This window comes from Actinobaculum sp. 313, assembly GCF_003073475.1.
In the GTDB taxonomy this organism is placed as follows: Bacteria; Actinomycetota; Actinomycetes; order Actinomycetales; family Actinomycetaceae; genus Asp313.
Genome location: NZ_CP029033.1, coordinates 358,839 through 371,870, shown reverse-complemented (window position 1 = coordinate 371,870; position 13,032 = coordinate 358,839). Strand labels below are relative to the sequence as shown.

Sequence of the window (13,032 nt, the reverse complement as noted above, 5' to 3'; positions counted from 1 at the left end):
TCAGTCCCGTCCCCGGTTGATTCTGGCGGTCACCGCAGTTACCGCACGCCGCGGCGCATGGGCGGCAAGTGCGGCGATCACTTTGAACCGCTTGGAGGGAGTCGAATGCGTCCTCCCCGCTTCAACGTCACGCAAACACTCCCGCACAACACGGTCGGCGTCGAGCCAGAAGAACCCGGGAATATTCGACGTCGTGATTCCAGAGCGCTGATGCAGTTCCGTTCGTACCCAACCGGGCATGAATGTCATAACCTGCACGCCAGTGGGCGCAAGCTCAATGGCTAATGACTCGGACCAAGTACGCACTAGTGATTTGATGGCCGAATACAGACCCATGGGCACCAAACCGGATACGGACGCAGTGTTGATGATCACACCATGGCCACGGCCCTTCATGGCAGCTCCGGCGACCGCGCCAAGTTCTACAACGGCCGATGCCATGACATCAATCGCCTCTGCTAAAGGGACCGTATCAGCCGTAGCAAGTTTGTGGTGTAGTCCGTGGCCGGCGTTGTTGACGAAGACCTCGATGGGATTGTCCGCACTCGCAAGGAGCGCAGCGACGCGCTGCACCTCTTCTGGCTGCCCGAGATCCGCCACAAGGTAATCACATGCAACATGCGCGCGACGCTCCAATTGAGCGCATGTACGCCGTAGTCGTTCTTCGTCGCGCGCCACCAGCGTGAGAGTGCAGCCACGTGCCGCCAGACCATGCGCGAACGACAATCCAATGCCGGATGTTCCACCGGTGATGAGCGCGCGTCCATGAAGCGGCGAGTCTGTGCTCTGAGTGAATCCCACAGCACTACGTTAGTTCACTTCATGGCAATCTTGCCGACTTCGCCACGAATTGCCCCGAGGTGTGCCGGACGATGCACATTCCCCCGCGGGAATGGCGCCGACGGAAGCCGCGTTCACTAGTGGGTGAAGTCACTGAACTACGGGTCAAATCGGGCATCGATCGGAGCGACCGGCAGCCGACTAGCGATCATTCGGTGTAACTAGTCACAATGGATAGTGATCGATTCGCACATTGGACCGTAGACAGTACTAGAATCGCGTGCGTCCCTAGGAGGTCCTATGCATACTGAGGTGCCACAGTGGCTGACACAGGCTTATGTGCGCTCTCTCCAGGCAGCGGGTTCCACTCTCCCGAAAGAGCAACTCGTTGCCGCATGCGCATCGTTGGTAGAGCGGTGGTCTTCGCCGGACCGTCTCTACCATGGACTTACGCATCTTGTTGACATTCTCTCGCACCTAGAGAAACTCCTCCCAGAAACTCATAGTCCCGAATTGGTTCGCCTCGCGGCCTGGTATCACGGCATTGTCTTCTCAACGGCGGAGAAGGAGACATACGTCCGCAACGGCGGCGAGGACGAGCACTCTTCCGCCGTCGTCGCGCAAAAGGAACTGTGTGAGCTCGGGATCGACGACGACTCTGCCCGGCGTGTGGCCGCTTTGATTCACGCCATGGGCGTGCGCGAATGGGAGCGCACCACTACGTCTACGGCGCAACCCGAGGCAATCGACCTGGATGAGGCGGCGCTGCGGGATGTACACCTGACACCACTTGCTGCCGAGCCGCAGCGCTATCGCAAGTATGTCGAACTCATCCGCGCCGAGTATGCACATATTCCGGATATCGATTTCTTCACCGCACGCCGGAGCATCGTGACACGTCTGCTGCAGCGACGTCGGCTCTTTGTTACACCACTGGCCCGCGAATGGGAGGACAGTGCCCGCCAGAACTTGGAGGCGGAACTGGAGCGGCTCAACAAGCGCATTCGTCGGCTCGATGCGGCGGAAGAAGCAATGGGGTCCGCCGAGGCAGCATCACGCATACAGAGCACCACAACGGCCAATTCCGCACCTTCACCGGAACCTGCTACTAGCGGACCCGCTGCTACCACGCTGCAACATGCCCCAGGGTGCAGGAGTACGCCACCGATTTTCAGGCCAACACGGCCACGGCTTTGCACTCATCCCCGAGTTCGCCACCTTCGGGAACCATGTGGACTCCACGGGGAACAACGCGAATCCGAGCGAGTCGAACGGTACACAGAACGACGAATCGGCCGGTCCGGGTAGGGCCTCCGGTTCCCCGAAGGGCAACGGCGTTGGCGGCACCAAGCCCGGTAAGCAGGCATTGGATTCCCTCTTCCGCGCTTCAGCAGCAGAGGATGAGGCGGAACAGGCTGAGCAGGCACGGCGCGCACAACGCATGGGTACAGACTCCGCGATATTCACGCCGGCAAGTGCGGAGGAGCCCGTCTCCAGCCTGGAGTCATGTTGCGACTGTATCGAGGATGCCAAGGAACGGCCTTTGAATGGAAATATGATGGCAGAAGAGCGGAAGCGGAAGCGCCGCGAGATGATTTCCGCTCAGTTGCGTCAGCGTATCGAAGAACGCCATCGTGAAGCCGAAGAGGCGAAGGAGGCACGCAAGCACGCGGAGACCTCGGTATCCCCGGCTGTGGAAACACCTGGTGACGGCGTCACCGAGCCCCATATCGCAGCCTCGACCCCGGAATGGGTTGACGAAGAGACGCCACGAGAGTCATCTGTCTCAAGCGAGCCCGCAGTGCGGCAGGATCCAACTACACCAGGTGATGCTTCTGTGCGGCGCGAACCGTCGACGCCTCATGAAGAAACTGAACTACGCGGCCTTCTCGAGGACGACGCCACCCTCCCCTGCGATCTTCCCGATTGTCCCGAACACGGCATCGAGCGCGAACCACAGATTTAGGCGTGCAGGATCCTGTTTTAGGTGCTCGAGACATGGCGACACGTCATCGGCCTGGCAACAAATGCGCGGGCGCACTCCCCAAGGACGACCCCGTCCAGCCCTGGCGCACAGTTGCTATGCCAAGCATTGTGCCCGTCCCGCGATCCGGCGGGCGCGACACAGTGACACCATCTAAACCACCAACACCATCAAGTTGATCGACGCCCGCTGCAGCAGAACAGTTCCGACATACTCTCAAAGGACGATTCAGAGGGGTCCGGCGGTGTGGGGTGGTAGGGAGAGGCTATTGAATGAGGCTGTGACCTTTTCTTCTTGTGCTTGGAAGTCTTCGTATCCGGCTTTGGTTGCTTCGGCGTGCTGGTTGAGGCGTTGTACGAATGTGGTGCGGGAGGTTTCGATCGCCTTGGCGGCGGTTTCGGCACTGGCACCGAGGTGGCCGTTGATGATGCCGTCATTGGATGCCCGGATGGCATCGCCATTGCCGGTCCCATCGATGATGTTGCCGAGGTCTTCCGTATTTCGTACCAGCGAGGCCAGAACGTTCAGGTTGATGTAAGCCTTCTTGTTCATGGTGTTGTCTCCTCAGTTACAGGTGTTGTGGTGGGCCATTCTTCGGGTTCGATGGTGGCCCAGGTGCCGCGGCCGGAACCGCGTAGGTATTCCGGGATGGGCTCGGTACCCTCGGGCCAGTCATCAAACCCCACACCCTGCGCACAACCGGTATCAATTAGCAAGGAAGTCAAGCCGATATACCCGATGTCGAGTGTTGCTCCGTTGCTGGGATTGACGAGGATGGCGGCTTGTCCCTCACGCTGTATGTAGGGTTGTGGGGCAGTAAAGCCGTAGGGTTTCGCTAACTCGTAGACGTCTTGGAGGGCTTGGTCCCAGTTCTCCTCGGTTAATGGACGAACCGACGACGCCAATGAGTAACTCTCAGAGGTGTAGCCGTCTGGGCATTGCAGTCCGGCAGTCAGACTTACTTGGTCCGTGGTGGTAAAGGCCGACCATTCTCCGACGTCGTATTTGTCGGAGAGCATGTCGTAGATGCTGATGAGGAGGGTGAGGGTTTCGGCGCGGGCCTGCGCGATAGGGATATCGGAGACGGATTGCTGCTGCACAGGCTCACCGAAATACTTGCTGCGCGTGTCCGCACACCCCGTAGCCACGACCAGGCACGTTACGGCAAGCACGACGCCAAGCACCCGCGCTCGAGGCGACCGGCCGCACTCTGAATGTGGGGATTGCGGGGTGCCGCAGCGTTTCCGGTCGGAATACGTGTGTTCCTGATGAGGGTGGTGGTTCCACCGGTCGTGGTGCCAGCGGCTGTGGTGTGCTCTGGAGGGAGATCGGTGGCGCTGCGCTGACTGGTGGAGTGCCCGTGCGGCACGTGGGGTGTTGTTCATGGTGTTGCCCCAGTACTGGGGTCGGGTGTGGTGGTGGGCCATTCTTCGGGTTCGATGGTGGCCCACCTGCCGCGGCCGGAACCGCGCAGGTATTCCGGGATGGGCTCGGTACCCTCGGGCCAGTCATCAAACCCAACACCTTGCGCGCAGCCAGTGTCGATATCAATAGACGTTAAACCGGCATACCCTATGTAGAGTGTTGCTCCGTTGTCGGGGTTGAAGAGAGTGGCGGCATTGCCTTTGGGATGGAGATAGGGTTGTGGTGCTTGAAAGCCGTAGGGTTTCGCTAGCTCGTAGACGTCTTGGAGGGCTTGGTCCCAGTTCTCCTCGGTCAACGGACGAGCCGACGACGCCAATGAGTAATTTTCAGAGGTGTAGCCGTCTGGGCACTGCAGTCCGGCAGTCAGACTTACTTGGTCGGCGGTGGTGCGGGGTGTCCATTCTCCGACGTCGTATTTGTTGGAGAGCATGTTGTAGATGGAGATAAGCAAAGTGAGGGTTTCGGCGCGGGCCTGGGAGATAGGGATTTCGGAGACGGATTGCTGCTGCACAGGCTCCCCGAAATACTTGCTGCGCGTGTCCGCACACCCCGTAGCCACGACCAGGCACGTTACGGCAAGCACGACGCCAAGCACCCGCGCTCGAGGCGACCGGCCGCACTCTGAATGTGGGGATGGCGTGGTGCCGCAGCGTTTCCGGTCGGAATACGTGTGTTCCTGATGAGGGTGGTGGTTCCACCGGTCGTGGTGCCAGTGGCTGTGGTGTGCTCTGGTGGGAGATCGGTGGCGCTGCGCTGACTGGTGGAGTGCCCGTGCGGCACGTGGGGTGTTGTTCATGGTGTTGCCCCAGTGCTGGGGTCAGGTGTGGTGGTGGGCCATTCTTCGGGTTCGATGGTGGCCCACCTGCCGCGGCCGGAGCCGCGTAGGTATTCCGGGATGGGCTCGGTGCCATCGGGCCAGTCATCAAACCCAACACCGCGTGCACAGCCAGTATCAATGGTGACTGCGGTGATCCCCACGTACGACAGTATGATGGCAGCACCATTGTCGGGGTTGACGAGGATAGCGGCGTTGCCTTTGCTATGAACGTAGGGTTCTGGGGAGGTAAAACCGTAGGGTTTTGCTAGCTCGTAGACGTCTTGGAGGGCTTGGTCCCAGTTCTCCTCGGTCAATGGACGAGTGGACGAGGCTAGATGGTATGTCTCTGAGGTGTAGCCGTCTGGGCATTGCAGTCCGGCAGTGAGAGCAGCCTGGTCCGTGGTGGTAAAGGCCGGCCATTCTCCGACGTCGTATTTGTCGGAGAGCATGTCGTAGATGTTGATGAGGAGGGTGAGGGTTTCGGCGCGGGCCTGGGAGATAGGGATATCGGAGACGGATTGCTGCTGGACGGGCTCCCCGAAATACTTGCTGCGCGTGTCCGCACACCCGGCCGTAACAAGCAAGCACAGGCTTGTGAGGACGGCGGCGAGGCGGGCCGGGCGTGCCCGCATATGGTGGTGGTGCTGTGTTGTCATATCAGTCCTTGTCGGGGATTGCCATACCTTCACCAATAATAATGCTGGCAATATTGTGCACGGAGGTAGTGGAACGGATAGTCGGGTTCTTCGGCTTGGTCAGGTACTCTGAGTGTCCTTCGGACCCTTCGTAGCGGGTGCCGTCAGCATCGGTAGTAGCGTCGGTGCTGAAGTTCTCGAAGACGGGCACGCGATCCGGGTCGAGGCTGTACCAGCCCAGATCGGCAACCGCATCACCATCGGCTTCCCCGACGAAGGTATGCCCACCGATCATATTCAGCTCGGCATTCGAGATGGTTCCCACCCCGGGAGAACCGATAAAGATGGTGTTATCCGGAGCGGTGGTCTCCTGCGCGGCAAGACCCGCAGTCAGAGAACCAAACGAATGCCCCATATTCGTCAAATTGAAATCACCCGCAGCATGCGTGGCTTCCAGGCCATCCAGGAAGACACTCAACCGCGGCGCGCCATCATCAGCCATATTCGTGGTAAGAGGCGAGCGCACGGCCCCACGGGTGGGGAGGGGCAAAAGCTCATTCATATCCGGCGGCTCATAATCCAACCACACCACACCAGCCGCTTCTTCGCTCGCACGAGCGGGATTACTTCTTAGTTGAACACTTGCTTCCCGCAGTACGGTGTTCATGTTCTGTACGTCGTATCCCCAGGAGGTTGGAGTGCCTGCCAGGTTCTCAAGAACATTGGAGGTCATACCCGGGGTGAAGGTGACAACATTCTCCGCGTGATCAATATCGCCCACACCGATAGCACCACGCATATGCTCCGAGCTGCCGTTGAAATCATAGACCAGCAGACTGTACTGCCCCGGCGGCGAGTCCCACAAAGCCTGCGGGCTCTCCATCGGGAAATGAGCCCGCAGCGCCTCGACAGTGAACACTTTATCAGCCGCCGCATGCCCGTCTGGCGCATACTTCTTCAGCGTCTCCCACAACTCGATAGCTCGCTCACGATCACGCGGGTTATCCTCCACATAATCACGAAGATCAAGTTCATCAACCACCGCTCGCAACGCTTCATAATCAGGATCACTCCACAGGCGGATCGTATTCGCCTTCGACCGGCAGTCCAGTGGTATCCCGTCCAGGTTGCCAATCCACTCCGGATGATTAAGACCGATCTCGCGTTGCTCGGCCGGTGTGAGCGCCGTCCACCAATCGTTGACCTCGTGCGGAGTCCAACTTGGATCTGGTTTGCTAACTCCGGCCTGAATAATCGACGCCGGAGCACCCGTGGCAAGCTTCTCTGTCCCGGCTAGTTCCTCGTAGACTCCCTTGAGGACTTGTAACAGTTGCTCGGCGCGCTGCATCAACTGGTGGACTTGACTGCCAATTTCTTCTTGCGCGGTAGGGGTAATCTTCTCCAAGGTCACCGGCCCCGGATCCCACCAGCGCACAGGAATACCCGATACAGTGCCATCCTCGTTGATCGTCACATCATAAGAAACTGCCTCATCCTTGAGGGCATACGCATCCGAACAAATACGGTCCACCTCCGCGGCAGCATCCCGGAAACGATTGGCAACCTTCTCATACAAGGTGACAATATCGGCAGCATCATCAGCCAGCGCGTTACGCGAGTGCATCTCCGCCGTCGCGAACGCACCCTCCAACTCACCATCAGAGTTGATCGACTCCAACTGCTCACGCACGTAGTCATACTTAAGCGCCTTCGCATGCAACTCAGACGCCGCTTCCCGCAACAACCTACCCTTCCACAACAACAAATCAGAAAACGATGCCACGGCCACAACCTCCAAACAACAACACGAACCAGAAACACGGACAACCGACACCCTACCCCAGAGAAATAGAACACACCACCACTTTGCCGAAACACACCCCAAGAAGGACGCAACCAAGTAACGGGCGGGACGCGATAGGTTGGCGCGTTGGCGCTGGGGTGGACTCATATCCATCTTTCACGCCTGATTGGGCCAAGCCTCGACCAGTGCTCTATACGGCTTTCGCCGTCGTAGCAGTGCCCTGGCCGCCGCACAAGAGGCCTGGCGGTAGGGATCCGAGAGCGTAGCGATACTCCCCTGGCTGTCACCCCGTCCTGCAACAGGTGACCCGGCATCTAGCTAGCAACGTCATACTCCTATACTTGTCAAAATCCCGTCCAAACGATGGAAGACTTGATCAATCCCATGTAAAGACTGGCGGAATTCCGCGGATTTAGCGGCCTGACCAGACCGGCCACCTCTCCTTTGGACGCGATTTGGACATCTGCCGCCCCGGGCCGTCGCGCGCCTACCCTCCTGCACCACCGCAGGCAAGTACCGGAAAGCAGCGGCGGCCCCACGACCCTGCACCGCCACCAACGAGTACCCACTCGCCCCTTAGCAAACACGGGTGCCCCGGAACAAATGCTTCCGGGGCACCCGTTAGGTGTTGTACGGCAGGATCAGTACATGCCGCCCATGCCACCCATGTCATCGCCACCGCCGGCGGCCGGGGCCGGAGGCTCCGGCTTGTCGGCAACAACGCTCTCGGTGGTCAGGAACAGTCCGGCAATGGATGCGGCGTTCTGCAGCGCGGAGCGGGTCACCTTGACCGGGTCCATGACGCCAGCAGCCAACAGATCCTCGTACTCGCCGGTGGCCGCGTTCAGGCCAGTACCCTTGGGCAGGGAACGCACCTTCTCCACGACGACGCCGCCCTCAAGGCCGGCGTTCACTGCGATCTGCTTGAGCGGAGCCTCAACTGCCGCTTTCACAATGGCCGCACCGGTCGCCTCGTCACCCTCAAAGTTGAGTCCGGCGAAGGCCTCGTCGGCAGCCTGCAGCAGCGCGACGCCGCCACCGGCAACAATGCCTTCCTCAACCGCAGCCTTGGCGTTACGCACAGCATCCTCAATACGGTGCTTGCGTTCCTTGAGCTCGACCTCGGTAGCGGCACCGGCCTTGATCACCGCCACGCCACCGGCCAACTTGGCCAAGCGCTCCTGCAGCTTCTCGGTGTCGTAATCAGAGGTGGAGTTCTCAATCTGCTGCTTGATCTGAGCCACCCGGCCCGCGATCTGCTCGGCATCACCAGCGCCATCAACGATGGTCGTCTCATCCTTGGTCAGCACGATCTTGCGGGCCTGGCCCAGGAGGTCGAGATCGGCGTTCTCCAGTTTGAGTCCAACGGTCTCCGAGATGACCTGACCACCGGTCAGGATGGCCATATCCTGCAGCATCTCCTTGCGGCGATCTCCAAAGCCCGGAGCCTTGACCGCAGCCGACTTGAAGGTGCCGCGAATCTTGTTCACGACCAGGGTGGCCAGAGCCTCGCCCTCGACGTCCTCAGCGATGATGACAAGCGGCTTGCCGGTCTGCATGACCTTCTCCAGCAGCGGCAGCAGTTCCTTGACGTTGGAGATCTTGGAGTCCATGAGGAGGACGTATGGATCCTCGAGCACGGCTTCCTGGCGCTCGGCGTCGGTCACGAAATACGGAGAGAGGAAGCCCTTGTCGAAGGACATGCCCTCTGTGAGCTCCAACTCAAGGCCGAAGGTGTTGGACTCCTCGACGGTGATAACGCCTTCCTTGCCCGCCTTGGACATTGCCTCGGCGATGGCGGCTCCGATCTCGGTGTCACCTGCGGAAATAGCGGCGGTGGAAGCGATCTCTTCCTCCGTCTCAATTTCCTTAGCATCAGCGAGCAGACGCTCGGTAATGGCCTCAACAGCCTTATCGATGCCCTTCTTCAGAGCGATCGGGTTTGAGCCGGCCGCCACATTGCGCAGTCCTTCGTGCACGAGGGCCTGGGCCAGAACCGTAGCCGTGGTGGTGCCGTCACCGGCGACGTCGTCGGTCTTCTTGGCGACTTCCTTCACCAGCTCGGCGCCGATACGCTCGTACGGATCCTCAAGATCGATTTCCTTGGCAATGGAAACGCCGTCGTTGGTAATGGTCGGGGCGCCCCACTTCTTGTCGAGCACAACGTTGCGGCCCTTGGGTCCAAGGGTCACCTTCACGGTGTCGGCCAGAAGGTTCAGCCCGCGCTCCATGGAGCGACGAGCCTCCTCGTTGAAAGCAATGGTCTTTGCCATGCGATTAGTTCCTCCCACAGGGATGGTGGAATCCACCAGCCGATGCCCGCGACGGACGAGGTCGAGCACGCCGGTCACGTCCCGGCATACCGTACCCCTCATCGACTGAGAGATTTTGTCACTCTCGTTCTTCGAGTGCTAAGTCGAGTTTGGCACTCTCGGCCCGAGAGTGCAAGACGAATCCACCCAGTGTGGCGTGAACGTCATTGAGGCGGAAAAATCCCCGCTATAACGCGATATTTACATTCCACGGACAGCGAAAACTTGAGTAGCTGCGACTCAACTTAGTGCACCATGAAGACCTTGTTCCGGCAGATCAGTCAGCCACGGCGAGACCCGCAGCGCTAATGCAAGAGGGTCTGTTGCGCTGTCAAGCCGGGGTCGGTGGCGCTACCAGGAGATCCGCGATGCTCTCGCGCCAGGATCTACTACTAACTCAGATCCGCCCTAAGGACGACAACTATCTGATAGTCACCGGTCGCACTCGGCGCAAGAATCACGTTGTCCTCTGGTATGCCCAGAGTTGTTGCGACACTGGCTGCCGTTCCCTCATCACTTTCTGCCGCATAGAAGACGGTTGAAACTTCCGGCGTCGTACCGTCGTAGTTATCCACTTCCACATCGGTAAAGCCCTCCGCGACGAGGAGTTCCTGATTGCTTGCCGCGAATCCGCGAATACTTGCGCCGTTGAGCACAAGCACACTGGAATCAAGATCAACCGCTGGAAGCTCGGGGCCTGTCTCGACCGGCTCAGTGCTCTCTGCTGGGCCTTCTCCGGTAGTACCGCCACCATCCGTGGTTTCCGTTGCGTCCGACGCCGTCGCCGTGGTCGTGGCTTCTCGCGCAGGCCTGTCCGCACTAATCAGTTGGATAATCCCCCAACCAGCCAGTGGCGCAGCAATCAGAATTGCAACAAGAGCAATCCACCACCGTGTGTTCGAGCGTTGCGGGCGATGGGTGCCATGGACCTTACGCCTGGCCGCGATGGCGTCAAATTCGTCTTCGGGGTATTCCTGTGCCACAGCGCTAGCCTAGCGCGTCTTGGCCCTCTTTCGCTTGTTCCTGGCGCCACTGCGGTTCTTCCGCTTGGCGTAGATGCGGCGTCTCATTGCCGTGCCGCTCCCGCGCACGCCGTTCACGCAAGCGTAATAAACGCCGCACCAAGTCCGGTTCTTGCAAGAGAGACTGCGGCTTGTCCAACGCCCGATTCAAAATCAGGTAATACTGCGCGGAGGTCAGGCCTGTCTGTGCGATAAGTGCCGCTTTGTTGCCGCGCCGCCGCCACCAGGAACGCTCCACTTCCAGTACTTGTTGTTCCTGGGGCTCAGTTCCCCTTCATGCAGTTCCTGGGGGCTCAGCTCCCCTTCGCGTTGTTCCTGGGGGCTCAGTTCCCCTTCGTACTGTTGGGCGGGCGGCGTTGGATCGGATGTGGGTCCGCCTTCTTCTACATCGTCTCCCGCACCGCTGGGCGCCCCTGCAACGTCGCGCATCGCCATCACCTCCCGGACTTCCTGCCTCACAGTCTCGCAGCCTCCGGCTGTATGCTACAGCCATGCAGCCTCTCTCCGAGATTATCGATCCAGGCTGGGCGAATGCCCTCGCGCCCGTGGAATCCACCATTCACTACATGGGTAATTTCCTCCGGGCGGAATTGCAAGAAGGACGCGGCTACCTGCCTGCCGGTAAGAATGTGCTGCGCGCTTTCACCTATCCTCTCGACCAGGTGAAGGTACTAATTGTGGGCCAGGATCCGTATCCAACCCCGGGGCACCCGGTGGGATTGAGCTTCTGTGTCGACCCGGCTGTACGGCCCATTCCCCGCTCGCTGGTTAATATTTTCACCGAGATGCACGACGATCTGGGCACATCCGTGCCATCCAATGGCGATCTCACCCCGTGGTGCGAGCAGGGCGTCATGCTCCTCAACCGTGTTTTGACCGTCCAACCCGGCAACCCCGGTTCACACCGTGGGAAAGGTTGGGAGAAGGTCACGGAACACGCGATCCGCTGCCTCGCCCAGCGGGATCGTCCGCTGGTGGCGATCCTGTGGGGGCGACCCGCCCAAGAGCTCCGCCCGCTGCTGGGAAGCACACCGGTCATCACCTCGCCGCATCCGTCCCCGCTCTCCGCTTCGCGTGGTTTCTTCGGGTCCAAGCCTTTCTCGCGCGCCAATGCCCTGCTGGTCGAGCAGGGCGCCAGCCCGGTGGATTGGCAGCTGCCCTGAGCGGTAGGCCACGTAAGGCTACCGGTTGCAGTGCTGCCCTGCCATACCGATAAGGTGCAATGCTGCCATACCGATCACACGAATACCCCCGCCACTGGTAGCCGTTGTCGGTGGCTCAGTTGCAGTGCTGCATAGCGATAACACGAATGCCCCTCCTCCAAGAGGCCGGGGCAGCTCCCGCTGCACACCATGCTTGATACAGAGTTTCCGCCCTGCTCTCAGGGGCCGGGGCGGCCTGCTTCCATATAGCTGAAACACGACGCGTAGGCCATTCGGCCGACCGTGCACTCGCTATGTTGCGTTACGCCGGCATCGTCGCATTATGTCGGCATCGTCGCGTTATGCCAGCATCGCTCTACAACTGGTACACCGTATCGGCCGCGGCCGCCAGATCGTCGTCGTGCGTAGCGATAACAACGCATGCACCCGCTGTGGCCGCATCCGTCAGCAAGTGGGTGACATTGCTCCGATTGTCCGCATCAAGCGACGCCGTCGGTTCATCCGCGAAGATATAGGAAGCTTTCTTGTAGAGCGCGCGTGCCACACCCGCCCGTTGCTTCTCACCGCCGGAGAGAACGGATACCGGGTCGGATTCACGCCCGGCGAGCCCGACCGTTTGCAGGATGTCCGTGAGGCGAGAGTTCGTGCGGGCTTTTGGCCGGAGGATACCCGATGCCCGCAAGGTCACGTTGTAGGCAAGGTTCTCTTCATCAATCAGACCGTAGTCCTGGTAGATGAACGCCGCCTCGCGCTGCCAGAAACGCAGCCGTGGCCGCTCGCCCCAGTGTGTGGAGTCCTGCCCATCAATCGTGATCGTACCTGCGCTTGGCCGCTGCAGCAGTCCGAGGCAGTTGAGAAGCGTGGTCTTCCCCGAGCCGGACGGGCCCACTAGCGCTGTCACCTGCCCCGCCTCGCAGGTGAGACTGATGCCGGAGAGAATCTCGTGCCCGGCGATTTTCATGCCGAGGTTCGACGCCGTTATGGTCATGTGTTTTCCTGTCGTTCGGGGTGTTGTCAGTCAATCATGTTGATAGGCAGTAGACGGGTCTCGACCCGCACCTCGCCTTCGGATAGTTGTCAGTTGGTGGTG

Annotated in this window: 13 protein-coding genes; 3 read left to right on the top strand and 10 right to left on the bottom strand. The window is 60.0% G+C overall.

From position 1 onward, the window contains the following. Nucleotides 1-801 carry an SDR family NAD(P)-dependent oxidoreductase gene (locus tag DDD63_RS01560; protein WP_108714892.1) on the bottom strand — a complete coding sequence of 267 codons (801 nt, stop codon included), beginning with the start codon at nucleotides 799-801 and terminating at the stop codon, nucleotides 1-3. A gap of 279 nt (nucleotides 802-1,080) precedes the next feature. Between DDD63_RS01560 and DDD63_RS01555 the strand changes: the two genes are divergently transcribed. Further along, a complete protein-coding gene (locus DDD63_RS01555) occupies nucleotides 1,081-2,088 on the top strand; it encodes a hypothetical protein (protein WP_108714891.1) in 1,008 nt (335 codons plus the stop codon). Further along, the gene (locus tag DDD63_RS01550) at nucleotides 2,012-2,746 is read left to right on the top strand and encodes a hypothetical protein (RefSeq protein ID WP_108714890.1); all 735 of its coding nucleotides are present in this window, start codon (nucleotides 2,012-2,014) and stop codon (nucleotides 2,744-2,746) included. The genes DDD63_RS01555 and DDD63_RS01550 overlap by 77 nt, the downstream gene beginning before the upstream one ends. Before the next feature lie 246 nt (nucleotides 2,747-2,992). On the opposite strand, the gene DDD63_RS01545 is transcribed toward DDD63_RS01550, so the two are convergent. The 8 genes from DDD63_RS01545 to DDD63_RS01510 all read right to left on the bottom strand — a co-directional run bounded on the left by DDD63_RS01545 (nucleotide 2,993) and on the right by DDD63_RS01510 (nucleotide 11,017). Beyond that, entirely contained in the window at nucleotides 2,993-3,316 is a 324-nt protein-coding gene (locus DDD63_RS01545) for a hypothetical protein (RefSeq protein WP_108714889.1), read from the bottom strand. Continuing rightward, the gene (locus tag DDD63_RS01540; protein WP_205647284.1) at nucleotides 3,313-3,864 is read right to left on the bottom strand and encodes an LppA family lipoprotein; all 552 of its coding nucleotides are present in this window, start codon (nucleotides 3,862-3,864) and stop codon (nucleotides 3,313-3,315) included. Before DDD63_RS01540 ends, DDD63_RS01545 begins: the two co-directional genes overlap by 4 nt. Nucleotides 3,865-4,145: 281 nt before the next feature. After that, nucleotides 4,146-4,700: an LppA family lipoprotein gene (locus tag DDD63_RS01535; RefSeq protein WP_205647283.1), complete on the bottom strand. Its 555-nt coding sequence runs from the start codon at nucleotides 4,698-4,700 to the stop codon at nucleotides 4,146-4,148. Nucleotides 4,701-4,981: 281 nt separating this feature from the next. Next, nucleotides 4,982-5,662 (bottom strand): LppA family lipoprotein, encoded by a 681-nt coding sequence (locus DDD63_RS01530; protein ID WP_108714886.1) that lies wholly within the window; start codon nucleotides 5,660-5,662, stop codon nucleotides 4,982-4,984. 1 nt (nucleotide 5,663) lies between these two features. Continuing rightward, nucleotides 5,664-7,424 carry an alpha/beta hydrolase gene (locus tag DDD63_RS01525; RefSeq protein WP_164505406.1) on the bottom strand — a complete coding sequence of 587 codons (1,761 nt, stop codon included), beginning with the start codon at nucleotides 7,422-7,424 and terminating at the stop codon, nucleotides 5,664-5,666. A 662-nt stretch (nucleotides 7,425-8,086) separates the two neighbouring features. Beyond that, nucleotides 8,087-9,718: a chaperonin GroEL gene (gene groL / locus DDD63_RS01520; RefSeq protein ID WP_108714884.1), complete on the bottom strand. Its 1,632-nt coding sequence runs from the start codon at nucleotides 9,716-9,718 to the stop codon at nucleotides 8,087-8,089. 431 nt (nucleotides 9,719-10,149) lie between these two features. Then, nucleotides 10,150-10,740 carry a LytR C-terminal domain-containing protein gene (locus DDD63_RS01515; RefSeq protein ID WP_108714883.1) on the bottom strand — a complete coding sequence of 197 codons (591 nt, stop codon included), beginning with the start codon at nucleotides 10,738-10,740 and terminating at the stop codon, nucleotides 10,150-10,152. 4 nt (nucleotides 10,741-10,744) lie between these two features. Beyond that, complete coding sequence (locus DDD63_RS01510) at nucleotides 10,745-11,017, bottom strand: DUF3263 domain-containing protein (RefSeq protein WP_205647282.1); 273 nt, start codon at nucleotides 11,015-11,017, stop codon at nucleotides 10,745-10,747. 253 nt (nucleotides 11,018-11,270) lie between these two features. On the opposite strand from DDD63_RS01510, the gene DDD63_RS01505 reads away from it, so the two are divergent. After that, nucleotides 11,271-11,942: a uracil-DNA glycosylase gene (locus DDD63_RS01505; protein ID WP_108714881.1), complete on the top strand. Its 672-nt coding sequence runs from the start codon at nucleotides 11,271-11,273 to the stop codon at nucleotides 11,940-11,942. Nucleotides 11,943-12,297: 355 nt separating this feature from the next. Here DDD63_RS01505 and DDD63_RS01500 read toward each other — a convergent pair whose 3' ends face one another. Further along, nucleotides 12,298-12,930, bottom strand: coding sequence for an ATP-binding cassette domain-containing protein (locus DDD63_RS01500; protein ID WP_108714880.1), 633 nt, complete (start codon nucleotides 12,928-12,930; stop codon nucleotides 12,298-12,300). Nucleotides 12,931-13,032: the final 102 nt, after the last annotated feature.